This is a genomic window from Prochlorococcus marinus subsp. pastoris str. CCMP1986 (assembly GCF_000011465.1).
In the GTDB taxonomy this organism is placed as follows: Bacteria; Cyanobacteriota; Cyanobacteriia; order PCC-6307; family Cyanobiaceae; genus Prochlorococcus_A; species Prochlorococcus_A pastoris.
The window spans coordinates 490,642-512,473 of sequence record NC_005072.1 but is presented as its reverse complement, the minus strand read 5'-3'; the positions used below and the strand labels follow the sequence as shown (position 1 = coordinate 512,473).

The following is a 21,832-nucleotide window of genomic DNA, read 5'->3' as shown; positions in this document are numbered from 1 at the left end:
CTACCTAAGCTAATCCAACCAATTTTCTAGTTAATTCATAAGTTTGTCTTGAAATATTTGAATCAATAATTCTCTTAGACAATTTTTGAGAAAAAGCTTTTCTTCCTAACTTTTGGCGATTTCCCCAACTCCAATGGACTGCTGGCTTAGCATATTCTTTAAGAGTCGCTACTTGAGCTACTCTTTCTCCAGCTAATCTTTGAGATACATATCCTTTTGTGATGAATTTTTGAAAGATTGGGAATAAAAATCTAAAAAGCCAAGGGGTATCCCTAAAGAGTTTTGTATCGGCCACACATCCAGGGTAAAGGGAATTAAAAATTATTCTTTCTTTAGGATATTTTTTTGATAATTCTTGTACTGTCACCATATTGCACAGTTTGCTATCTTTATATGCTTTCCCGGGTTTAAATTTTTTTCCATTTGCCATGCTAATTGGAGATAAAAATCCATTTTTAAATCCAGATAAATTACCTAGATCAGCTGGAGCAGGTATAGGAATTCTTCCGCCTAGTTCTGAATAATTTGCCGTAACAGTTCCTAATACGGTTATTCTTGGTTTGAATTTAATTGTTCTACCATTTAAATCAATTTCTTTCTCAGAGGACAAAATATTATCAAGAAGAAGATTAATCAAGAGAAAATGACCAAAATGATTAACTGCCATAGAATTTTCAAATCCTTGGGGAGACCTTTCAGGCTTCCGTAATCTTGGTTTATAAACTGCAGCATTACAAATAATAGAATTTATGGGTTTTTTAAATTTTTTCAATATCTCACTACAACCATTTCTTACATCGTCTAAATCAGACAAATCAATTTCTATAAAATGAATATTTTTTATTTGAGAATCTGTTAAAGATTGCTGAGCTATTTCTACTGCCCTTTTATTTGAGCGATTTACCGCTATAACTTCCCATCCAAATTTCAACAAAGGTTTTAAGGTATTTAATCCTACTCCTGATGTTGTTCCTGTTATTAGGACTAAGCCCTTAATACTCTTACCCACAAGCTGTAAAAATTAATTAAAAAATTCGATAATTAAATGACCCTATAATCATACTTATCAACGCCATATTACTCTGATTATGTCTCTAGAAATCATTTGATCTTGATCCTTCATAAATCTTTGCTCGCCCTCTAAAGAGATTAAATCATCAAATCTACTGCTTAAACCATCAAACCTTGATTTTTCATATAAATAAGAATTTTTAATCTCCCTCAATCTAGTTAATCTAACTTTTGAGCTATATCCAATTTTTAATAAACTCACTATTGCTAAAAGAGAAAAACAAACTTTTAACCCAAGAAAAACAGAGCTTACAAAATCTTCTTGTTCTTTATAGTTTATCTCTATAGCAGATGCTAAAGATCTTTTGTCCGTAGAAGTACTTTTACGGTAATGTCTAGGCAAATTATTTTTAAGAAATTAGATAAAAGACTCAAGAATAAAAGTCTTCTTTAATTAATAACATAAAGTTTTTTATAATCAAAATTAGTTTTTTATGTTCTAGCTAAACTTATGCCAAGTCTTAAAGCCAATACACCTGCATGCATTACCACAATAAGACCAAGTATTATTAAATTGATTGATTGAGATGGCTCCATAATAAATACATATTTATTTTCTATATTCTCTACCCAAAAGTGAAAAATTGATAGACTATTACAAAATGCTGTTACGTAATTAAATCAAAAAATAGTTTTGAGAATAGATAATCAAGCTTTAATCATTTCAACAATGAAATTAACTGGAGTTGAACAAATGGCTCTAGATTTACATTTTTTAGAAAAAACTATTTCCAAAGTTGAAATTCTTTTTACATTAAGGTTCTATCATTGGGAGGGAAATTGGATTTCTCTTGGTTATCATCAAAAAGCAATTCCACCTCATTGGGAAAAGCTTTTAGAGGATGGCATCATTAAGGTAGTAAGAAGACCCTCAGGAGGCGGTGCAGTACTTCATTCTGGAGGGATCACATACGCTTTAACATTTAAAAAACCTTCTTATAAGATCTTTAGTTATGAGCTAGTAAATAATTGGTTAATTAAAAGTTTTAATGATTTAGGTTTAAGTTTAAAAAGAGGAACTTTAAAAAAATCAATAATTAAAGAGAACTGTTTTGAATCATCTTATGTGTCTGATTTAGTTGATCAATATGGTTTTAAACGTATAGGAAGCGCCCAATACAGAAAGAAAGGGGCATTTCTTCAGCATGGGGAAATTCAGCTTAACCCCCCAAGAGACTTGTGGTTCAGATTATTTGGAGAAGAGCCTCCCAAAAAAATTAATTTAAATCTCACTAATGACGAAATAATTAAATATTTGATTAATTCATTTCTAGAATCGAAGTCAAATATAAAAATTGAAAAAATCTACTATAAAACAGATAAGATTAAAGAATTATTGTGACTTGAATTTATTCAATTTCTCCTTTTTTTCTCATTAATTTTATAATTTTGGGTAATTGAATACCCAGTGGATACTGATCCTTATTATTAAATTTACTGATTAGATTGGAAGGTAAATTTAAACCTAATTTATTAAACACAAAATAACCAATTTTATTTCTGTCAATAATTCCTAGTGGTATATCAGCAGAATTAAGTACGAGTACTATACCTTCATTAGATTTCTCTATCTTTTCAATAGCTCTCCATAACTCAGTACTAAAATTGACACTCTCAAATTTCTTAATGGACTTTTTAAAATCCCCAACAAAAGTACGTTCCCATTTTTTTACTGAAACAGATTTTAAAATTTTTTCCTCAATAAAGCCGTCCCATCTTCCACTATTAGTTAAAAACAAATATTTATCTTGTTTATCTTTTTTACTTTTAACCACATTATTTAACTGCACAAAATTTGAATTGGATTCTATTTTTCTTAATGGCTTAAATTTAAGTTCAGAAACTTTACTTAATTTTAAAATATTTTCAATTTTAAAAAATTGATTTTCAGACTTTGATGAATTAATACCAAATAATCCCAAAAAAGTAAGTAATAAACCATAGTAAAAATTGAAACTAAATAAACATATAATTCCTAAAAGAAAAACTAAAATTGATAATGTTAAAGTTAATTTATTTAAAAAGTTTCTTCCTTTATTTTTACTTCCTGAAAAATACCAAATAGTACTCTTTAACAAATTACCTCCATCTAAAAATCCAATAGGAATTAAGTTTAAAAAGCCTAGAAAAAGATTTAATATTGCTAGTCTGCTCAATATATTTGTAAATATTTGTTCGTTGGATTCAGTAGGATTAATAATGAGAAAAAGAATTAATGCCGTCGAGAAACATAATAAAGGCCTAACTATCGAGATTTTTATATTACCCAAAGCTGTTTGACAATCCTTTTCTATTTGCAAAACTGCTCCTAAGAAGTAAAAGGTAATATTTTTTATTTTTACTCCTTGATTTAACGAAACAAAAGTATGTATGACCTCATGGAATATGATCGTACTTAATAAAAAAAAAGAAGTTAAGAAACCAATTAACCAAGCCTCCTTAATATTATAAATTTCACCAGAAGTTAAATTAACTTGATTAGAAATACTCCATGAAAATAAAAAAAGGATTGCAAACCAGTAAGGATGTAATTTAAAGGGAATTCCCTTTACTTTAAAAATTTGCAAACTCCTCAAAAATAATCTCCGTTATATTTACAAATAATATTAATTCTACCTATAAGATAAAGATATGCTTGAGACCAAAACTTTAGTTAAAATTTGCGGAATAACTTCCATTGAACAAGCTGTTCAAGTAGCCGAATTAGGAACTAATGCAATAGGTATCATTTCGGTAGATGAATCTCCAAGATATATTTCCCCAGAAAAGAAAAAAATAATCTTCAAAACTTTAAAAGATTTATATCCAAATGTTGAGAGAGTTTCAGTTGTAAAAAATAGTCCTATTGATTCTATTATTAAAGGTTTTTTAGGAGAACCAAACGAAACTATAATTCAACTCCATGGAGATGAGGATATTGATTATTGTCAAAAATTAAAAAAACGGATTCCAGACGTTGGCTTATGGAAAGCTTTTAGAATAAAAAATAAAAAAGATCTTGAAAAGATTAAACCTTATGAAAACTTTATAGATGCAATACTTTTAGATTCATGGAATAAAGAAACATATGGTGGTTCGGGAAAAAGAATAAAACAACAATATTTAGAAGATTTAAGTTTTAGCAAACCTTGGTGGATTGCAGGAGGCGTTTCCACTGAATGGATAGTTGAGATTTTAAAAAATATAAAACCAAATGGTATTGATATTTCGAGCAGTGTTGAAACCTCCCCAGGAATAAAAGATATTCATAAAGTTGGTTTAATTATTAAAGAAATAAAAAATACTAATTTTTAGTAATTATTATTAGAAGATTGTTGTCTTACTAGCTCAAAAAATTCTTGTTTTAGGCTTATATCATGTCTAAAATCTCCTCTAACTACTGAATTTATCATGCTAGTATTCGGCTCTTTAACTCCTCTCCACTTCATACAGTAATGTTGAGCTTTGACTATTATGCCTAGCCCCTTGGGTTCACATAGTTTTTCTATTTCATCTGCAAGAATCATTACTGCTTCTTCTTGTATATGTGGTCTAGAGAATACCCAATCCGCTACTCTAGCGAATTTAGAAAGACCTATAACTTTACTACCTGGTTTAATTCCTATCCAACATTCTCCTAAAATTGGAACTAAATGATGAGAGCAAGCGGACCTCACTGTTATTGGTCCGACAGTATAAATTTCATCAAGGTTTTTATCATTTGGGAAACTTGTAACCTTTGGCTGTTCATGGTATCTACCTTTAAAAACTTCGTTTAGGTACATTTTTGAAACTCTTTCTGCTGTCTCCTGAGTATTGTGGTCATTATCCACATCAATAACTAAAGACTTAAGTAAATCTTTAATTCTGGAAGCCACCTCCTTTTCTAGAACTTTTAGCTCACCAGGATTAATAAAGTCAGCGATATTATCATTTGCACTGAATCTTGTACCTTTGCTTTTGATACGGTCCCTTATTATCTCGGAGATTAATTTATTAGAAATCTTTTCATCAATATTTTTAATATTATCGTTGGGTAATGTAGAAGTCATAAAATTCTAAACAGGAAATAGTATGCAAACTTGATTTACTGTAACTTTCTTGAGCTTATTTGCTTACACACTATATCACATTCTTATGTTCAATCGGGTTCTTCAATCCCTAAAAAAAATCACTTTATCGTTATTGCGACTTGATAAACTAGGGTCAAAAAGCACCTCCTGCAGGCATAAGAGTTAAGTCTTCAATTAATTGTGATTCTGGTTGTTCAGCAATATATAAAATTGTATTTGAGACGTTTGTAGAAGAAAGCATAGATGATCTATCGAAATCTGATTTTATTGATTCCGTCTCCCAAAGAGGGGTATTAACTGAACCTAAAGTAATTGTGCATGCTCTTATCGAGTTAGATCTCTCTTCTTCTCTAAGACACTTTGTAAACATCGCTAAAGCAGATTTTGATACGCAATAAGCACCCCACTGAGGGAAAGCATTATAAGAAGCATGACTGCTGACATTAATAATCAAGCCTCCATTTTTTCTCATTTTGGGGACAATTAAACTACATATTTGAAATATACTTGTGAGATTAATTTGAATTATTTCTTGCCATTTTGTCAAAGACATTTCAACTAAATTTCCATTGAAAGCACATCCAGCATTATTTATTAAAACGGAAGGGCACCCATATTTTTTTATTGATTCGTTAATTGAATTATTTATTTCATTTGCATTAGATAAATTGCACTTTACAAGATTTATTGTTGACCCTGTATCTGATAGTTCATCTCTTAGTATTTCCAACATCTCTAAATCTCTTGCGAGTAAAATTAAATCCCAACCAGCATTTGCGAAAGTTACTGCTGTAGCTCTACCAATACCTTTAGTGGCTCCTGTAATGTATGCTAATTTCAATTTATTCTGTTATTTGAGGTAATTGTTCCTGAATTTCTTCAAAATTATTTGATTCAACAAATTTTCCCAGAACCCTGAATTTTGAATATCTTTGTTCTAAAAGTTCCTCTTTCTTCAATTCCAATAATTCATTAAGGTGCTTCTCAATAGCACCTTTTAGAGTATTCCCAGCCTCTATAGGAGCCCAGTTATTACCACCTGCTGGTTCTGATAAAACTTCATCTATTACACCTAACTCAAGAAGATCTTTTCCAGTTATTTTTAACGCAGTTGCAGCTTCAGAAGCTTTTGCAGCATCTCTCCAAAGAATTGAGGCACATGCTTCTGGACTAGCAACAGTATAAACACTATGTTCAAACATCAATAGCCTATCAGCTACCCCAATTCCAAGAGCTCCACCAGACCCGCCTTCGCCGATAATAGTAGCAATTATTGGGACTTTAAAACCGAACATTTCTCTTAGGTTTCTAGCTATAGCTTCTCCTTGACCTTGTTCTTCTGCAGAGAGACCAGCATATGCCCCAGGAGTATCAATAAAAGTAAGAATAGGCAATGAAAATCTATCAGCATGCTGCATTAACCTTAAAGCTTTTCTATAACCTCCAGGTTTTGCCATTCCAAAGTTTCTAACTACATTTTCCTTAGTATCTCTTCCTTTCTGATGACCTAATAAAAGAACAGGTTGATTATTTACCGAACCTAAACCTCCAATTAAAGCCATATCATCTCCTCCATTTCTGTCTCCATGTAACTCAATCCAATCATCACAAAACATTTGAATAAAATCCAAAGTGCTTGGTCTTTGTGGATGTCTAGCTACTTGTATTTTCTGAGCAGGTGTTAGGGATCTAAAAATTTCCTCTCTTCTTCTTGTAGCAAGTGTTTCTAGTTGTAGTAATTGTTGACTAACATCTACTTCTGAATCTCTTGCTAATTCTCTTATTTGCTCTATTTGCTTTTCAAGCTCTACAAGAGGTTTTTCAAAATCAAGAAGATAACGTCTTGGCATAATTCAAACTGCTAGTACTTTTGGATGCTTATCTAGGCCAATTGCAGAGAAGCCATGCTTTACAGAAGCAGCTCCAATAAACTCCATTTTCTCGAGAGATATATTATTTCTTCCCCAGCTAAAGTTTGTATGACATTTTTCAAATTCTAAAATCATTGCTTCTGCAAAGCATGCAAACATTTCTCTCTGGGGATTTTGCATTTCAGCTAGTTCCATCATATTCCAACCTATATCATTGAAGAATCTTACTATACCTCCTTTTACAACATGTATATTATTTCCTTGAAATTTTTCATCTAGATTCTTTGGATAACCTCCATCAATCATTAAACATGGTTGTTTAAGATTATTAGCATCGATTTCCATTGTCTTTGGCATACTTGCTACCCATACAACAATATCTGCTTCAGGCAATGCTTCATCTAGATTTTTGATAGTTCCACCATCTAATTCCTTTTGCAAAGAATCCAAGGGTTCCTTTTGCCTAGCTACCAAAAGAAGTTCCCCAATACCTGTTTTATTGATTAACCATCGACAAACAGCACTGCCTATATCTCCAGTAGCACCAACTACAGCAACTGTTGCGCTTTTAAGATCAATACCTATTTTAGGAGCATTCATCTCTAATTGCCTGCAAATAACCCACGCAGTATGAGTATTACCAGTTGTAAACCTTTCCCACTCTAGTGAAGTGTTTCTAATCTGCTTATGTTGAAGGAGATTAAAATTTTCAAAGATGATAGAAGTGAACCCCCCCAAAGCGGTAATATTAATACCTTTTTTTTGAGCTAATTCCATTGCATTTAATACTTTTCTTCTTGCCGTTTTAAATCTTGAAAGCATTTCAGGAACGAAACATGAATCAATATAAGAACCTTCAATTGATATACCTATAGCACTTTTAACCTCTACATTTTCAACTAGTTGAGGTGGAGCTGTGCACCAAACATCTAAATCACCATCCGCAATATGATCAAAGCCCAATAATGAAGCCTTTCTTTTTGCATCTTCAAAACTAGTTGAATGACCTATAAGCCCAAACATTGAATAACTTATTAATGGAATCTTTATATTGATATGAACAATAGCATAGAGCTATTAACTAAATAGATAAAAATTATTTTTGAATAGACTAATTAAATTTATAAAAAAATTAAACTATAGCAGCCATTGCCATTCTTGCAATTTCTCTATTATCTAAACCTATTTCAAGGAGAGTGTCCTGATAGGCAATCATGAATTCTTCCATTAATTCTTCCCTATCCATAGCTAGTACTGAAGCATCTTCCGAGACTTGATCTAACATCTTCTTGATTAATGGAAGGTTAACCTTATTTGCTTCCATTAGCTCATCTTTACAAGTCGCTAAATTTTCTTTTAGCCATTCTTGTCCATAATTTAAATGAAGATATTCATCTTTAACAACACCTTGGGTAATTTTTTTCGCGAAAGGATCAGCAACTCTTATGTAAACGTGATACGCGGATATAGCAAAAGCTTCAATTAAAATTGCCTGTATTAATAGGCATGTAGTTGTCTTGCCATTAGATAACGCAACCTGAAAATTACCATGTAATTTGGAAAAGAATTCTTTAGCAAAAATCATGTCAGCTTGAACACCTAGATTTCTTCCACATGCAGTAAAGCCTCTTTTGTGCTTAAGCTCCATTTTCGCTAATTTAGTTAACTCTTCTAATTCGTTAGGAATTAATGTTGCTAAGGAAATGTAATTATCATGAGCCTCTTGTTCACCTTCAATAACTATTGCATTTATCCTGCTATAAGCGTCTTTGTAAGAATCAGTAGTAAAATCGGGTAAATCAATAGAATTTTCTAGATTAGTTTTTTTATTAGATTCGAGTGTTTGCATGTCAGTAATCTTTAGCTCATTATGCCTAAGTTTTACACAATTATAGTGAGTTTATTTAAATATGATGAAAATAGTTTCAATTGTTAAACGATATTATTGAATTAATAATGATTATTTATATTGATTTGGCCAGTCTGATTTCATAAGATTCATAATTAATTTAAACCAGTGATTGACTAATAAACTCTTTAAACTATTTCCTAGCTCTTTATTTGACCCTTTACTATTCCCTATTACTCCAGATTTACTTAAATCTTCTGTAAACCAAGCAGTTGGAGCATTTCCCTCCAAACTCCAACCCTTTGGGATTTGCATTTTAATACCTTCACAAGGTCTTTCATCTCCCACAAGTTTAGATTTTAAGGCCATCATTAAACTTGTTTCGGCTAAGGATGCATGTAATCCATTCTCAATTTCATCTTTTGTTAACAGTTCACTTAATCCATCAACTCCTTTCCATAAAAAGCAAGGGAAGATTGAAAGTTTAGGAGCAACACTTCTTAATTCTCTTGCAGCGGTGTTAAGTAAAGAGATTTGACCTCCGTGCGCATTTATTAATATCAATCTTTTAAACCCCATATCCGCTAATTGGATTCCAACTTCTTTTATTAATAAAGTTATTAAATTTGAAGAAAGAGATATAGTTCCATCAAATCCCTTATGTTCTGGAGAAAAACCTATATATTGAGTTGGAAGTTTTTTTATAGGTGTGTCAGACGGAATTAATTTAAAAACTTCGCAAATTATCTCATCAACAAAAATACTATCTGTACCCAAAGGTAAATGAGGACCATGTTGTTCTACCGCTCCAAATGGCCAGATAATTGTTGATCTTATATCTTTTGAAATATTTTTTACTTCAGGCCAAGATAAATACTCAAATTCGCTAGGTATTGATTTAAAGTTCATTATTTTTAATTGTGAGTACTAACATTTAGAATAAGTTAATATTAAATTACTCTTATTTTACCTATGAAGGGAGTTAGTGATAAAGATGCCCAAAATAATAAGAAAATTAAGGGCGACAAAAACAATCTTAAGAAGCCGCTTCAGGTCCTTCACATAAGCAAAAAGGATACTATTAGTAATAAGGAAGAAGTTTTTGATGGTCATCAAAATTCTTCAAAAGAAGTCAAAACTGACATAAGTGCTGTAAAGCCTAAATTTATTGAAGCCCCAATAGATGAAGTAAAAGAAAGTTATTCCAATAATATCAACTTTGAAAATATAAGTTATAAGGAGTTAGAAAAACCTTTAACTTTTCAAGATGAAGATGAAGATTTCATCATAGAAAGAAAAGTTGATGAATTTGATTTTGACGAAAGTGCCTTTTTAGAAGCCTTAAACGAGAATGAGCCGATAGGTGCAACAGGAGAGACAATTAAGGGGAAAGTAATAGCATTAGAAAGTGATGGTTTGTATATAGACATTGGTGGTAAAGCACCTGGTTTCATGCCAAAAAAAGAATGTGGATTAGGAGTAATTACAAATTTCAAAGAAAAATTTACCATTGATTTAGAAATGGAAGTTTTAGTAATAAAAGAACAGAATGCTGATGGTATGGTCACAGTAAGTGCACGAGCATTAATTCTTAGGCAAAGTTGGGAAAAAGTTGCAAGTTCTGCGAAAAATGGAGAATTAATACAAGTTACAATCAATGGTTTTAATAGAGGAGGACTTACTTGCGATGTTGATGGATTAAGAGGATTTATTCCACGTTCACAACTTGAAAATGGTCAAGATTATCAATCTTTAGTTAGTAAAAATTTAAAAGTTGCATTTTTAGAAGTAAATCCAGAGACACGGAAACTTGTTTTATCAGAAAAAAAAGCATTATTAGTTTCTAAATTTGCAGATCTAAAATTTGGACAATTAATTGAGGGTGAAGTTTTAGCAATAAAACCATATGGCTTCTTTGTTGATTTAGGAGGAGCAAGCGGGCTTCTTCATCAATCCTCGATAACAAATGGATCCATCCGAAATTTAAGAGAGATTTTCAGGGAGGGTGAGGTTATAAAGGCACTAATAACAGAAATTGACTTGGAAAGAGGAAGAATTGGTTTAAATACAGCCTTATTAGAAAACACACCTGGAGAATTAATCATTGATAAAGAAAAAGTTATGATTGAAGCCTCTGAAAGGTCTCTAAAAACTAAGTCACTTTTTGATAAAAAAGATTTAGAAAAATGACCATCAATGAAAAAATAATTTCGGATAAAGAACTTAAAATATCAGATTGGGAGTTGGACTTTTATTCGAGGCCAATTATCGAAACAAATGGTAAAAAAAGATGGGAATTAATTATTTCATCTTCAAAAAGCTTTAAAACAGAGAAAATATTTTTGTGGAATAAAGTATGTCCAGCAAACGAAGTTAATTCAATATGGCTTACAAAAGCTTTAAATGAAGCTCTAAATGATGCAGAAATAGAAGGTTGGGCAAAGCCATTAAAAATAAGATTTTGGAGAGCATCAATGAAATCAATAATTAAAAAATCTATTGAAAATATAGGAATTGAGGCTCTTGTTAGCAGAAGGACTTATGAATTATTTGACAGGATAGAATTTCTCGAACGAGAGATATATCCTTTAGAGCAAGGATATGTAAGAGGAGTATTAGCTCCAACCTTTACATCTAATATTCTTAATGATCCTAAACCTTTGCCTGAGGCTGTGAGAGGTGATGCATTAACAATCTCGGAAATATCTATAGAGGAATTAAAATTAGCTAAAAATTGGCCTATTGAATTTGGAGATATTTTCCCAATCCAGAGTTCAATAAAAAATGACAACTTAGTACCTGGCCTTAGACTTTTTAGTAAAGACAGATCACTTGCTCTTGCTGCTTGGTTTAGTAGTTTAGAGCCTGTCAAGCTGCTAATAAAACAGAACCAACTTATACTTGAAGCCTCAGAAGATGATAAATGGTTAGTAACAGATTTACAAGAAAAAGATGCTAAGGTATTAAATGATAAATTCACTCAATCTAAAAAAGATTCTTATGGTTATCAGTTTATATCCATACAAGCAACTCCATTTATTGAAAAATTCGCTGGTTTTTGGATTTTAAAAGATGTTGAACTAATTTCATAAGGCTAATATCATGTCTTTTAGCCAAAAATATTTTCAAGAAAATGAGTTTGCGATAAAAGACAAAAAATTAATATATTATTTATCTCCTACTCTTCTTGAAAATAACTTTAAACATGGTTTTTTTACCAAAACGAGTTCTGAAATCAATCTTTCACTTTTATCAAATCGTCTTAAGTTAAACAATAAGAATTGCGTTTTAAATCAAATACACAGCAATCAAATAGTTGTTGGATCAAAGACTCTTGAGAAGGAAAGAGTAGAGGCTGATGGAATAGTTTCTGATAAACAAAATCAAAATTTATGGATATACACCGCAGATTGTATGCCTATTTTATTTGCTGACAAGAAGAAAAGACTTGTTGCTGCAATACATTGCGGAAGAAAGGGGTTAGAAAACAAAATAATAAAAAAACTCATCAAAATCTTTTATGATAAAGGATGTTCAAAAGAAGATATGCTTGTCGCAATAGGTCCATCAATATCAAAAAAAAATTATCTAATAGATAATAAAACTCTTCAAAATTTTCATAAAAAAGCTGCGTCTAAAGAATCAATTTCATTTTCAGATTCTATGGAGATATCACTAAAATCAAAAGAGTCAGTAAATTTACAAAAAAACGATTTAATTCCTTTAAATCTTAAAAAGTATGCTCATATTGAACTTTTAAAAGAAAATATATCCAATACAAATATTGATATCTCTAACTTATGTACATATGAATCAAATCATAACTTTCATTCTTGGAGAAGAACTAAAACATTTTTACGGCAATGGAATTTTATAAGTTCTTAGCAAATTTTAATTTTGACAGGTCTCCTTTGATAAATTTTTTGAAATTAATAAATCTGACATTTCTTTAGTTTCATTAATATTAAAAACCCTAGCTGTTAATATATTTTCTTTGAAACCAATAGGTTTTATTTTAACTTTACTTCCTCTCGGAAATTCTTTCTTAAGTAGGTTTAAAGCAATTTTTTCATCATCTTCATTGTTAATTTCTACACAAAATAATTTGATTGGAAGATCTCTATTTTGATCTCCTACTAAAATACTACTTGAGTTATTTATCTGAAGAATTTCAGCAGAATAAGTTCTAATTGGATACAAAACAATCAGAAAGAAAATAATTAAGATAGAAGTTATTTTTTTCAATTTAAGTATCTATATTAATTTAGTTAATAATTTTAATTTTGTATATTTATACAAAAATCAGCTTTCACTGTTCACGTAACCCACCATTTGAGCATTACTTTTACCTGGAGGAACCATTGGATAGCAATTTTCACCTCTCCTCACTCGTACATTTATTAAGGCTGGCCCATCAAAATCTAAAGCAGATTTAAACTCATTTAATAATTGTTTCCTCTCTGAAATTAAGAAACCTTTTACTCCAAACGATTCCGCGAGTTTAACGAAATCAGGTTCTCCACAACTCATATCAGAGGAGGAGTACCTTTCTTCATAAAAGCTTTCTTGCCACTGTCTTACCATCCCCTGCCAGCGATTATTTATGATCACTAATTTAATATTTAAACCATATTGAGATAAAGTACCCAATTCTTGTATATTCATCAAAACACTTGCATCTCCAGCTATGCAGATAACCTCTTCGTTAGGCAGAGCAGCCTTTACTCCCATTGCTGCAGGCAATCCAAAGCCCATCGTTCCTAAACCAGCACTACTTATCCATCTTCTCGGAGCATTTCTTAGATACTGAGCAGCCCACATTTGATGTTGACCTACATCAGTTGTGATGAAGGCTTCAGGAGCAAAATCCCTTACTTTCAAAAGAACTTCTTGAGGATAAATTTCACCTTCTTCTGGAGGAACAAATAAAGGATGCTTATTTTTCCAAAAATTAATTTTTTCTAGCCAATTTTTTGTATTGCAGGAGGTTTTATTATTAAAATATTTTTCATTAATTTTGGAAAGAGCTTTAGCTACATCCGAAACAATAGCAACATCAACACGTCTATTTTTATTAACTTCTGCAGGATCGATATCAATATGAATAACCTTTGCAGATGGGGCGAATGTATCTAATTTCCCCGTAACCCTATCATCAAATCTCGCACCTACAGCAATCAAAAGATCGCATTCCGTGACTGCAAAGTTTGCATATGCGGTTCCATGCATTCCCAACATTCCGACTGATAAGTCATCCCTTTCGTCAAAGACCCCTTTTCCCATTAACGTAGTAGTCACTGGAATTTGATAATTATTAGCTAAGGTTTCCACTTCCTCATGAGCACCTGAAGATATTGCTCCACCTCCTACGTATAACAGAGGTCTTGAAGATTCTTGAATCAATTCAATAGCCTGGTTGATATCAGCGTCGTTAATTTCTCCATTCCTTTTAAAGCCCTTAGGAATAATCTTACCAGGTAAAATTCTTTCATAATTAAAGAATTCTTGACCCACATCTTTTGGTATATCAATTAAAACTGGGCCAGGTCTTCCAGAAGAAGCAATAAAAAACGCCTCTGAAACTACTTTTGCTATATCAGACGGATCTCTTACAACCCATGAATGTTTAACAATAGGGAGTGTAATTCCAAATATATCAGTCTCTTGAAAAGCATCTGTTCCTATAGCAGGTCTTGGAACTTGGCCAGTAACTACTACCAATGGAACTGAATCCATTTGAGCTGTAGCAATACCAGTTACTAAATTCGTAGCCCCTGGACCCGAAGTACCAAAACAAACCCCTACCTCACCTGTTGACCTGGCATATCCATCTGCAGCATGGGATCCTCCCTGCTCATGTCTTACCATGTAATGTTTTAACCATCCATCATTTTCTGCTTTATGTACTGCATCATAAATAGGAAGTATGGCGCCGCCTGGATATCCAAATATCACTTTTACATCATGAACTTTTAGTGAATCCATTAGTGCTTCAGCACCTGTAATCCATATGGGGTAATTTTTTTCTGAATCATCTTTTGATAAAGATGTCGAAGTAAGCGTCACTAAAGAAAATAAATCTATTTAAATAATAAACTTAATTAAAAAATATTGCCCATTTTGGAAATGTAATGTCAAAGATTACTTAGAAATTTAATTGCTCTTAATAAAGTTTTAGATCTTTTTTAAAAATATTAAATTTATAAAATCCCTAATTTATGAAGAGGCCCAGAACCTGAGATAAGTTCAATAAAAAGTATAAGGAAGACGATCATAGCAACCCTACCGTTCCAAACTTCTGAACTATTATTCCAACCCCATTGCCATTTTTCCTGAGGGTATAATTTAACTTTCTCAGGCAATTCAGAAGCTTTCTCTATATTAATTATCGGTCCTTCTAGGCAAGAAACAACTAGTTCACTTAAACCGTCAATAAATGTAGGGTGTGTATTTAATGCTTTTACCCTTCTAAAATTAACAATGCCTGCTTTCTCAGCAATTTCTTTATATTCAATATCAATTTCCTGTAAAGTTTCAATATGTTCTCCTACGAAACTTATAGGAACTACAATTAAGTCATTTACTTTAGCTTTGCCTAGATCTGTCAAAACTTCTTCTGTGTAGGGTTTTAACCATTCAACTGGACCTACCCTACTTTGATAAGACAGAGTGTAGGGATTGGTATGACCTAAATATTTTTCAAGTTCATCAATAATTAGTAGTGAACAATCTTCTATTTGTTCTTTATATGGATCTCCTGCTTCCTCTACATAACTTTTCGGAACCCCATGAGCTGTAAAAAAGATATGTGCACTATCAGGCGATTCACATAGTGAAATTTGTTCCGAAATGAGCTCAACCATGGATTTTAAGTAACCTGATTGACTAAACCAACTCCTTACACATCTCATTGGTATTTTTTGAAACTCAGAATCAGAGTCTCTTAATTTTTTTAATTCTCTAAAGCTCGAACCACTTGTACTTATAGAAAAGTGTGGGTACAGAGGCAATACGACAATTTGATCTACCCCATCTGCTTTCATATCAGCGATGGCTGATTCTGTGAAAGGATGCCAGTATCTCATAGCTATATAAGTTGTTACATTTAAACCTTTATCTCTTAATTTGCTTTGTAATTCTCTAGCTTGTTGTTCCGTAATCCTTCTTATAGGAGATCCACCACCTATTGAAAGGTAAGCCTGTTGTGAAGTAGTACTTCTAAGTGTACTTATTAACCATGCTAAAGGTTTCTGAAATGCTGGGACGGGAAGCCTTATTATTTCGGGATCAGAAAATAAATTGTATAAAAATGGACCCACATCTGTAATCCTTTCAGGGCCGCCAAGATTCATTAATAAGACGCCTACTTTTTCCATTTAAATTTTATGGAGATTGAAAATAAACATTTGGAACGTCATTATAAAGGTAATTATATAAGTTAATGAACGTAATTCAGGAAATTAATAATGTCAATGATAAATTTGCTACTAAAGGAAGCAAACTTAGAATTGAAAAAAGAGGCGAGACATTAAATATTAGAGGTTCACTACCTTCAAAAAATGATAAAAATGACTTTGCAGTTCAACGAATATCTCTTGGACTCAAAGCAGATTTTAATGGCTTAGAAGAAGCCAAGAAAAAATTACAATTGATAACTTTGCAATTAGAGTTAAATCAATTTGATTGGATCAATTGGGTAAAAATTTCTGATAAAAAAGAAAAAAAAGAAGAATTTAAATTTTTAACTAGACTTAATGATTTTGAGAAATATTTTTTTAGGGAGAATAAAAACGAATACTTAACAAGCACTCGAAAAACAACTTGGAGAAGCTCTTATAAGCCCTACATTAATAGAATGATATCCATCCAAAATGATACGAAAACTGACAATTTAGATAATATTTTTACAACCACATTAAAAACTTATAAAGAAGGGAGCAGAAGCAGAAAACAATGCGCTACTTCCCTGAGTGTTTTAGCAAAATTTTTAGAACATAAACTTCCTGAAGATTGGAAATTAATGGCTAAGGGATATGGTCTAAATAAAGCAAGCTTTAGGAATCTTCCTACTGACGAGATAATTGAAAATCTATGGGAAAACATACCAAACAAATCATGGAAATATGTTTTCGGGCTTATGGCTACATATGGGTTAAGAAATCATGAAGTATTTTTTTGTGATTTAAGCTCCTTAACTAATTCTGGAGACAAAATCATTAGAGTTTTGCCTACTACAAAAACAGGCGAACATCAGGTTTGGCCTTTTCATCCTAAATGGATAGATAAATTTGAACTTTGTGAATTAGGCAAAGATCCAGAATTACTTCCAAAAATCAATAGAGATCTTAGAGTTACAACTTTGCAAAATATTGGAAAAAAAATAACTGATCAATTTAAACGTTATTCCCTTAAGATCAAACCTTATGACCTAAGACATGCTTGGGCAGTTAGGACGATTTTCTATGATCTACCTGATACAGTTGCCGCAAGAATGATGGGACATTCCGTCAGCCTACATACTCAAACGTACCATCACTGGATAACGAAACGAGATCAGCAACAAGCTGTTAATAATGCACTTTCAAAATATAAAAAACGTGAAATTTTTTAAATCAGTATAATAAAAGTTAAAAGTTATTTTATGGCTGATGAGAAACAACCCGCTTCAAAAAATATAACTAGTCTTGATATTCAGGCTAAGGAACTTGGAATAGGAGGCAGGTTATCTCCTGAAACTGATGAGAATCTGTATAAAAAAAGAATGCAAAAAAGAAAAGATATTCAATCAAAGAGATTACAAGTAAGGAAAACAAAAAAAGGTTTATTAATTGTTTTTACTGGAAATGGGAAAGGGAAAACAACTGCTTCTTTAGGAATGGCGTTAAGAACTATTGGACATGGTCATAAAGTCGCAATTATTCAATTTATTAAAGGTGGTTGGACTACCGGTGAAGAAAAAGCTCTTAAAAATTTATCATCAAATATTTCATGGCATGCTTTAGGAGAGGGATTTACTTGGGAAACACAAGATAGAGTAAGGGACGAAGTATTAGTTAAAGAAGCTTGGCATGTAGCTAAAAAATTCATAAAAGATGAATCATACAAACTTATAATCCTTGATGAAATTAATATTGCAACCAAACTTGGATATCTTTCTCCAGAAGAAATAATTACATTTGTAAAAAGTCTCGATAATAGAAAAAATCACATAGTTTTAACTGGAAGAGGAGCTTCCGAATCAATCATTAATCAAGCTGATCTAGTAACAGAGATGAAATTAATTAGGCATCCTTTTAAGGAGCAAGGAATAAAAGCTCAAGCATGTGTGGAGTTTTAGAATTTTAAAGGAACATTATTGGTTTTTTCTGGTTTTCGATTGAGAATTGTTTAAAGACGGAAGTATTATTAACCTAAAAAAGAAATAATGTATATTTACTTGCTAAGGTCATAAAAGTATGATTATTGAATGACTTACAAAAGAGTACTTTTAAAGCTTAGTGGTGAAGCACTAATGGGAGATAAACCGTACGGTATAGACCCTGCGATAGTTCAATCAATAGCTGAAGATGTTGAGAGGGTAATTGCAAATAAAGTTCAACTTGCAATAGTTGTCGGGGGTGGCAACATATTTAGAGGACTAAAAGGTTCTGCGGATGGTATGGACAGAGCTACAGCTGATTATGTCGGAATGTTAGCAACAGTGATGAATGCTATTTCCCTTCAAGATGGATTAGAGAGAGTTGGGGTTGAAACTAGAGTACAAACGGCTATAGAGATGCAAGAAATTGCTGAACCTTACATTAGAAGAAGAGCAATGAGACATTTAGAGAAAGGAAGAGTTGTAGTTTTTGGTGGTGGTTGTGGAAATCCATTTTTCACTACAGATACTACTGCCGCTTTGAGGGCCGCCGAAATAAATGCTGAAGTTGTTATGAAGGCGACAAAAGTTGACGGGGTTTATGATCGTGATCCTAATAAATTCAAAGAAGCAAAAAAGTATTCTTCTCTAACTTACCAACAGGTTCTTAGTGATGAAATCGCTGTGATGGACAGTACTGCTATTGCTCTATGCAAAGATAATAATATTCCAATTATGGTTTTTGATATTTTTAAAAAAGGTAATATCTCCAGAGCTGTTGCCGGAGAGTCTATAGGCTCTTTAATAAGTTAAAACTTTTTTAAGTTAATTATTTCTAATTATGAAAGAACAAGAAATTCAATCTAGTATGAACAAAAGTGTTGAAGCCACTCAAAGAAACTTTAATACCATTAGGACGGGGAGGGCTAACGCATCATTATTAGACAGAATAAGTGTTGAATATTATGGAGCAGAAACCCCCATCAAATCACTTGCCTCAATATCAACTATCGATTCACAAACAATTTCAATACAACCATTTGATATTTCTTCACTACAAACTATTGAAAAAGCAATCTCAGTTAGTGATTTAGGTATCACCCCCAACAATGATGGGAAGGTGATAAGAATAAATGTCCCACCATTAACTGAAGAAAGAAGAAAAGAGTTTTGCAAGTTAGCTTCTAAATATGCAGAGGAAGGTAAAGTAGCGCTAAGAAATATTAGAAGAGATGCTGTTGACAAAGAGAAAAAAGATGAGAAAGAAGGTTTAATATCAAAAGATGTATCAAGAGATAATCAATTAGAGATACAAAAATTTACTGACAAATATATTTCTTTAATAGAAACTAAATTATCTGAAAAGGAGAAAGAAATTCTAAAAGTTTGAAGGAATTCGACATTATAATTATTGGAGGAGGCCTCTCAGGATCTTCTACAGCACTTAACTTATCAAAAAAAGGCTATTCAGTCTTAATTATAGAGAAGGAGGCATCAGGAAATATAAAGCCCTGCGCAGGAGGGATGGCATCCTCAATGAAAAAATATCTCCCATTAGATATAGATGAATCAATAGAATCTAAAATCAGGAATGTTGAATTCAGATGGGAGTCATCTGATAATGTTGTTGCCGACCTTAGTGGTGAATCACCTTTTTGGATAATTAGAAGAGAAAAATTAGATAGATTATTACTTGATGAAGCTATAAAATATGGCGGTGAGATACTAAGACCAGTACAGGTCGAAAAAATAACGCAGCAAAATAAGACTTGGATAATAAAATGCAACAATAAAGTTACATATAAATCTAAATTTCTTGTTATTGCCGACGGTTCACAATCTAGATGGGCTGGATATTTCAACTTAGGTCCAAGAAAGCCAAAATTTGCCAATACTATCGCCTTGAGGTTAAAAGGATTAGGGAATATTCCTAAAGATTCAGTTAGATTTGAGTTTGGATTTGTTAAGTATGGATTTGCTTGGGCATTCCCATTAAAAGACAGTGTCAATATTGGCTTAGGCACTTTTATAAATAATAAACTTCTAGAAAATAAAGACCTTAATAATAAAGTAATAAAAAGTTTCGGATTTGAAGATTTATCTTTTAAGGTGGTTCATAAAAAACTAAGAATTTGGAATGGTCTAAACAAGCTCAATGGAGATAGAGTAATTGCGGTGGGGGATGCAGCCTCACTTTGCGATCCTTTTTTGGCCGAAGGTATTAGACCTTCACTAATGAGTAGTTATTTTGCCGCAGAAAGTATTGACGAGTGTTTGTCCAGTAATAATAATGATTTAAATAATTATTCAACAAACATTAATAATGAATGGGGAAAATCCATGGCATGGGGAAAGAGAATTGCTCAAATCTTTTATAGATTCCCAAGAACTGGCTATCAATTAGGTGTCAAAAGGAAAACAGCCCCTCAACGTATTGCTCAAATATTATCTGGTCAAATGAATTATGAAGACATCGCGATGAGAGTTATCAAGAGACTTCTAACCAAAAGCAAAGATTAATTTTATGTTTTAATTAAAATTAAATCTAAGTTGTCGAAATTAATTTTTGATTATTAATTTCTGAAAGTCTTTTTAATAACAACTCTTCTAATTCTTCTATTGCTTTGCTGAAGCCTGTTATTCCTTCACTAAGCTTTTCACTTGCCATTTGATCCTCTAACATACTTAATCTAAAGTCCTTCTCATCAAATTTATAATCAATAGAACTTTGGGATTGAGTATCTTCATCTAATTTTTTAATTAATTCCCCTTCCTCTCTATTAAGTTCGTCTAAAAATTTTGGAGCAATAGTTAGAAGGTCACATCCTGCTAATTCTTTTATTTCATCTATATTTCTAAAGCTTGCACCCATGACTTCAGTTTTAAATCCTTTTTCTTTAAAATAATTGTAGATTTTGGTTACTGATATAACACCTGGATCTTCACACCCTGCAAAGTTATCTTTGCCAGTTTTTGCTTTATGCCAATCCAATATTCGCCCTACGAAAGGCGAGATTAAGGTTATTTTTGCATTAGCACAGGCTACAGCTTGGCAGAAGTTAAAAAGTAAAGTTAAATTGCATTTAATACCTTCTTTTTCTAAAATTTCAGCTGCCTTAATTCCTTCCCAAGTTGAAGCGATCTTAATCAATATTCTTTCTTTATTTATTCCAAAACTTTTATAGTGATTTATTAACTTTCTCGCTTTTGTAACTGTTGCTTCAGTATCAAAACTTAGTCTTGCATCAACTTCTGTAGATACTCTTCCAGAAATAAGATTAAGAATCTCCTTGCCAAAAAATACTGAAACCTGATCTATAGTCTCTTTAATTAATTCACTTTCAGAAAAGCCAGCAGGTAGGGATTTTCTTGAGCTTTCCAAAGCTTGATCGATTAATTTTATGTAATCAGGATTCTTAGCCGCAGCCAATATTAGTGATGGATTAGTGGTGGCATCTCTAGGTTGAAACTTTTTAATCGCATCTAAATCTCCAGTATCAGCGACAACAACAGTAATAGAAGATAATTGTTCTAAAATTGATTTCATTTTTACATAACAATATATTTTTATACGATAGCTTCAATTTCAAATGAAATCATTAAATAATGAACTAATTAACTAAAAACCAGA

General features: G+C 31.9%; 24 protein-coding genes. 10 read left to right on the top strand and 14 right to left on the bottom strand.

What is annotated here, in order from left to right:
- Positions 1–4: 4 nt before the first annotated feature.
- From TX50_RS02900 to psaM, 3 genes are all read right to left on the bottom strand, one after another.
- Positions 5–1,009 carry a protochlorophyllide reductase gene (locus TX50_RS02900; RefSeq protein ID WP_011132177.1) on the bottom strand — a complete coding sequence of 335 codons (1,005 nt, stop codon included), beginning with the start codon at positions 1,007–1,009 and terminating at the stop codon, positions 5–7.
- Positions 1,010–1,066: 57 nt separating this feature from the next.
- Complete coding sequence (locus TX50_RS02895) at positions 1,067–1,414, bottom strand: hypothetical protein (RefSeq protein ID WP_011132176.1); 348 nt, start codon at positions 1,412–1,414, stop codon at positions 1,067–1,069.
- A gap of 89 nt (positions 1,415–1,503) precedes the next feature.
- Positions 1,504–1,608 (bottom strand): photosystem I reaction center subunit XII, encoded by a 105-nt coding sequence (gene psaM / locus TX50_RS02890; RefSeq protein WP_011132175.1) that lies wholly within the window; start codon positions 1,606–1,608, stop codon positions 1,504–1,506.
- A gap of 133 nt (positions 1,609–1,741) precedes the next feature.
- On the opposite strand from psaM, the gene TX50_RS02885 reads away from it, so the two are divergent.
- Entirely contained in the window at positions 1,742–2,413 is a 672-nt protein-coding gene (locus TX50_RS02885; protein WP_011132174.1) for a lipoyl protein ligase domain-containing protein, read from the top strand.
- Positions 2,414–2,420: 7 nt separating this feature from the next.
- Here the strand turns inward: TX50_RS02885 and TX50_RS02880 are convergent, their stop codons facing one another.
- Positions 2,421–3,638, bottom strand: coding sequence for a site-2 protease family protein (locus tag TX50_RS02880; protein WP_225866769.1), 1,218 nt, complete (start codon positions 3,636–3,638; stop codon positions 2,421–2,423).
- Positions 3,639–3,702: 64 nt separating this feature from the next.
- Here TX50_RS02880 and TX50_RS02875 point away from each other — a divergent pair, with 64 nt between their 5' ends.
- Entirely contained in the window at positions 3,703–4,365 is a 663-nt protein-coding gene (locus TX50_RS02875; protein WP_011132172.1) for a phosphoribosylanthranilate isomerase, read from the top strand.
- Here the strand turns inward: TX50_RS02875 and folE are convergent.
- The 6 genes from folE to TX50_RS02845 form a co-directional block, all read right to left on the bottom strand.
- Positions 4,362–5,102: a GTP cyclohydrolase I gene (gene folE, locus TX50_RS02870; RefSeq protein ID WP_011132171.1), complete on the bottom strand. Its 741-nt coding sequence runs from the start codon at positions 5,100–5,102 to the stop codon at positions 4,362–4,364. The two genes, TX50_RS02875 and folE, sit on opposite strands and share 4 nt — an antisense overlap.
- Positions 5,103–5,256: 154 nt before the next feature.
- Entirely contained in the window at positions 5,257–5,964 is a 708-nt protein-coding gene (locus TX50_RS02865) for an SDR family oxidoreductase (protein WP_011132170.1), read from the bottom strand.
- Between the two features lies 1 nt (position 5,965).
- Positions 5,966–6,973, bottom strand: coding sequence for an acetyl-CoA carboxylase carboxyltransferase subunit alpha (locus tag TX50_RS02860; RefSeq protein ID WP_011132169.1), 1,008 nt, complete (start codon positions 6,971–6,973; stop codon positions 5,966–5,968).
- A gap of 3 nt (positions 6,974–6,976) precedes the next feature.
- Positions 6,977–8,017, bottom strand: a complete 1,041-nt coding sequence (locus tag TX50_RS02855) for a long-chain acyl-[acyl-carrier-protein] reductase (protein WP_011132168.1) — start codon at positions 8,015–8,017, stop codon at positions 6,977–6,979.
- A 109-nt stretch (positions 8,018–8,126) separates the two neighbouring features.
- Positions 8,127–8,843 (bottom strand): aldehyde oxygenase (deformylating), encoded by a 717-nt coding sequence (locus TX50_RS02850; RefSeq protein WP_011132167.1) that lies wholly within the window; start codon positions 8,841–8,843, stop codon positions 8,127–8,129.
- A gap of 111 nt (positions 8,844–8,954) precedes the next feature.
- Positions 8,955–9,752, bottom strand: coding sequence for a creatininase family protein (locus tag TX50_RS02845; RefSeq protein ID WP_011132166.1), 798 nt, complete (start codon positions 9,750–9,752; stop codon positions 8,955–8,957).
- Positions 9,753–9,815: 63 nt separating this feature from the next.
- Between TX50_RS02845 and TX50_RS02840 the strand changes: the two genes are divergently transcribed.
- The 3 genes from TX50_RS02840 to pgeF are packed head-to-tail and all read left to right on the top strand — an operon-like array spanning position 9,816 to position 12,728.
- Positions 9,816–11,033 (top strand): S1 RNA-binding domain-containing protein, encoded by a 1,218-nt coding sequence (locus TX50_RS02840; protein ID WP_011132165.1) that lies wholly within the window; start codon positions 9,816–9,818, stop codon positions 11,031–11,033.
- Complete coding sequence (locus tag TX50_RS02835) at positions 11,030–11,935, top strand: Tab2 family RNA-binding protein (protein ID WP_011132164.1); 906 nt, start codon at positions 11,030–11,032, stop codon at positions 11,933–11,935. The genes TX50_RS02840 and TX50_RS02835 overlap by 4 nt, the downstream gene beginning before the upstream one ends.
- A 10-nt stretch (positions 11,936–11,945) precedes the next feature.
- Positions 11,946–12,728, top strand: coding sequence for a peptidoglycan editing factor PgeF (gene pgeF, locus TX50_RS02830; RefSeq protein WP_011132163.1), 783 nt, complete (start codon positions 11,946–11,948; stop codon positions 12,726–12,728).
- A 6-nt stretch (positions 12,729–12,734) separates the two neighbouring features.
- On the opposite strand, the gene TX50_RS02825 is transcribed toward pgeF, so the two are convergent.
- The 3 genes from TX50_RS02825 to hemH all read right to left on the bottom strand — a co-directional run bounded on the left by TX50_RS02825 (position 12,735) and on the right by hemH (position 16,219).
- Positions 12,735–13,088 (bottom strand): hypothetical protein, encoded by a 354-nt coding sequence (locus TX50_RS02825; protein ID WP_011132162.1) that lies wholly within the window; start codon positions 13,086–13,088, stop codon positions 12,735–12,737.
- 57 nt (positions 13,089–13,145) lie between these two features.
- Positions 13,146–14,909 carry a biosynthetic-type acetolactate synthase large subunit gene (gene ilvB, locus TX50_RS02820; RefSeq protein WP_011132161.1) on the bottom strand — a complete coding sequence of 588 codons (1,764 nt, stop codon included), beginning with the start codon at positions 14,907–14,909 and terminating at the stop codon, positions 13,146–13,148.
- A 134-nt stretch (positions 14,910–15,043) separates the two neighbouring features.
- Entirely contained in the window at positions 15,044–16,219 is a 1,176-nt protein-coding gene (gene hemH / locus TX50_RS02815; RefSeq protein WP_011132160.1) for a ferrochelatase, read from the bottom strand.
- Positions 16,220–16,284: 65 nt separating this feature from the next.
- Here hemH and TX50_RS02810 point away from each other — a divergent pair, with 65 nt between their 5' ends.
- From TX50_RS02810 to TX50_RS02790, 5 genes are all read left to right on the top strand, one after another.
- A complete protein-coding gene (locus TX50_RS02810; protein ID WP_011132159.1) occupies positions 16,285–17,454 on the top strand; it encodes a site-specific integrase in 1,170 nt (389 codons plus the stop codon).
- 30 nt (positions 17,455–17,484) lie between these two features.
- The gene (gene cobO / locus TX50_RS02805; protein ID WP_011132158.1) at positions 17,485–18,180 is read left to right on the top strand and encodes a cob(I)yrinic acid a,c-diamide adenosyltransferase; all 696 of its coding nucleotides are present in this window, start codon (positions 17,485–17,487) and stop codon (positions 18,178–18,180) included.
- Between the two features lie 129 nt (positions 18,181–18,309).
- Positions 18,310–19,014, top strand: a complete 705-nt coding sequence (pyrH, locus tag TX50_RS02800) for a UMP kinase (protein ID WP_011132157.1) — start codon at positions 18,310–18,312, stop codon at positions 19,012–19,014.
- A 28-nt stretch (positions 19,015–19,042) separates the two neighbouring features.
- Positions 19,043–19,591 carry a ribosome recycling factor gene (frr, locus tag TX50_RS02795; RefSeq protein WP_011132156.1) on the top strand — a complete coding sequence of 183 codons (549 nt, stop codon included), beginning with the start codon at positions 19,043–19,045 and terminating at the stop codon, positions 19,589–19,591.
- Positions 19,588–20,721 (top strand): NAD(P)/FAD-dependent oxidoreductase, encoded by a 1,134-nt coding sequence (locus tag TX50_RS02790; RefSeq protein ID WP_011132155.1) that lies wholly within the window; start codon positions 19,588–19,590, stop codon positions 20,719–20,721. The genes frr and TX50_RS02790 overlap by 4 nt, the downstream gene beginning before the upstream one ends.
- A gap of 25 nt (positions 20,722–20,746) precedes the next feature.
- Here the strand turns inward: TX50_RS02790 and tal are convergent, their stop codons facing one another.
- A complete protein-coding gene (gene tal, locus TX50_RS02785; protein WP_011132154.1) occupies positions 20,747–21,748 on the bottom strand; it encodes a transaldolase in 1,002 nt (333 codons plus the stop codon).
- Positions 21,749–21,832 lie beyond the last annotated feature (84 nt).

Bases quoted from the DNA above. Each gene is read 5' to 3' on its own strand.
- psaM (WP_011132175.1), bottom strand. From the start codon at position 1,608: ATGGAGCCATCTCAATCAATCAATTTAATAATACTTGGTCTTATTGTG.
- TX50_RS02885 (WP_011132174.1), top strand. From the start codon at position 1,742: ATGAAATTAACTGGAGTTGAACAAATGGCTCTAGATTTACATTTTTTA.
- TX50_RS02875 (WP_011132172.1), top strand. From the start codon at position 3,703: ATGCTTGAGACCAAAACTTTAGTTAAAATTTGCGGAATAACTTCCATT.
- folE (WP_011132171.1), bottom strand. From the start codon at position 5,102: ATGACTTCTACATTACCCAACGATAATATTAAAAATATTGATGAAAAG.
- TX50_RS02860 (WP_011132169.1), bottom strand. From the start codon at position 6,973: ATGCCAAGACGTTATCTTCTTGATTTTGAAAAACCTCTTGTAGAGCTT.
- TX50_RS02855 (WP_011132168.1), bottom strand. From the start codon at position 8,017: ATGTTTGGGCTTATAGGTCATTCAACTAGTTTTGAAGATGCAAAAAGA.
- TX50_RS02850 (WP_011132167.1), bottom strand. From the start codon at position 8,843: ATGCAAACACTCGAATCTAATAAAAAAACTAATCTAGAAAATTCTATT.
- TX50_RS02845 (WP_011132166.1), bottom strand. From the start codon at position 9,752: ATGAACTTTAAATCAATACCTAGCGAATTTGAGTATTTATCTTGGCCT.
- TX50_RS02840 (WP_011132165.1), top strand. From the start codon at position 9,816: ATGAAGGGAGTTAGTGATAAAGATGCCCAAAATAATAAGAAAATTAAG.
- TX50_RS02835 (WP_011132164.1), top strand. From the start codon at position 11,030: ATGACCATCAATGAAAAAATAATTTCGGATAAAGAACTTAAAATATCA.
- pgeF (WP_011132163.1), top strand. From the start codon at position 11,946: ATGTCTTTTAGCCAAAAATATTTTCAAGAAAATGAGTTTGCGATAAAA.
- hemH (WP_011132160.1), bottom strand. From the start codon at position 16,219: ATGGAAAAAGTAGGCGTCTTATTAATGAATCTTGGCGGCCCTGAAAGG.
- TX50_RS02810 (WP_011132159.1), top strand. From the start codon at position 16,285: ATGAACGTAATTCAGGAAATTAATAATGTCAATGATAAATTTGCTACT.
- cobO (WP_011132158.1), top strand. From the start codon at position 17,485: ATGGCTGATGAGAAACAACCCGCTTCAAAAAATATAACTAGTCTTGAT.
- pyrH (WP_011132157.1), top strand. From the start codon at position 18,310: ATGACTTACAAAAGAGTACTTTTAAAGCTTAGTGGTGAAGCACTAATG.
- frr (WP_011132156.1), top strand. From the start codon at position 19,043: ATGAAAGAACAAGAAATTCAATCTAGTATGAACAAAAGTGTTGAAGCC.
- tal (WP_011132154.1), bottom strand. From the start codon at position 21,748: ATGAAATCAATTTTAGAACAATTATCTTCTATTACTGTTGTTGTCGCT.